This window comes from Frankia sp. CoWAU3, from assembly GCF_977971855.1.
In genome coordinates this window covers 2,508-3,500 of the sequence record NZ_CDWWXB010000300.1, presented here as the reverse complement: position 1 = coordinate 3,500, position 993 = coordinate 2,508, and the positions used below count along the sequence as shown (strand labels likewise).

The 993-nt window shown below is 69.7% G+C and carries 1 protein-coding gene; it reads left to right on the top strand.

The genetic code is table 11. The annotated features are described in order from the left end of the window. Positions 1 to 188: 188 nt before the first annotated feature. The coding region (locus AC08ON_RS17520) for an aminotransferase class I/II-fold pyridoxal phosphate-dependent enzyme (protein WP_476617381.1) at positions 189 to 993 on the top strand (805 nt) is incomplete at its 3' end.

The following is a 993-nucleotide window of genomic DNA, read 5'->3' as shown; positions in this document are numbered from 1 at the left end:
ATATTAGGGGGTGGGCGGGAAATCCGCCTGCCGGTAGCTTCACCCGTGGCGCGCTCCGGGGCGAGACCGGTGTACGAGGTAGCCCGGTCCGGCCCGGACCCGCACCGGACCAGCGTCAGACCACATCGGGCCAGGTCACGTCTCCGCAGGTGCACGCATCGACATTTCCCAGGTGAAGGACGCCGATCATGGACATTGTTCGGGATATCGAGGATCTTCCGGAATGGCCGCAGTTCGATAACGCCGAGAGGGCCGGGCTGAGTCGGGCGCTGGAACAGGGCCAGTGGTGGCGCATGGGCGGCGGGGAGGTGGACGCCTTCGAGCGGGAGTTCGCCGCCTACCACGGCGGGCAGCACGTGCTGGCGGTCACCAACGGCACGCACGCCCTCGAGCTTGCCCTGCAGGTCCTCGGCGTGGGCCCGGGCACCGAGGTGATCGTGCCCGCGTTCACCTTCATCTCCTCTTCGCAGGCTGCGCAGCGCCTCGGCGCCGTCGCCGTCCCGGTGGACATCGACCCGGGGACGTACTGCATCGATCCGGCCGTTGTCGAGCGGGCGATCACCGCCCGCACCCGGGCGATCATGCCGGCGCACATGGCCGGCCACATCGCGGACATGGACGCGCTGGAGAAGCTGTCCGCGGACAGCGGTGTCCCGCTGATCCAGGATGCCGCGCATGCCCACGGCGCCCATTGGCGGGGCCGCCGCGTCGCCGAGCTCGGCTCGATTGCGGCGTTCAGCTTCCAGAACGGCAAGCTCATGACCGCCGGGGAGGGCGGCGCGGTCATCTTTCCCGGCAAGGACCAGTACGACGAGGGATTCCTGCGGCACAGCTGCGGTCGGCCGCCCCGGGACCGCAACTACTTCCACGCCACCTCGGGCTCGAACTTCCGAATGAACGAGTTCACGGCGGCGGTGCTGCGGGCGCAGCTTGCCAAGCTGGACGGGCAGATCGCAACGCGGGAGCTGCGGTCCGCGCTGCTGTCCCGGCTCC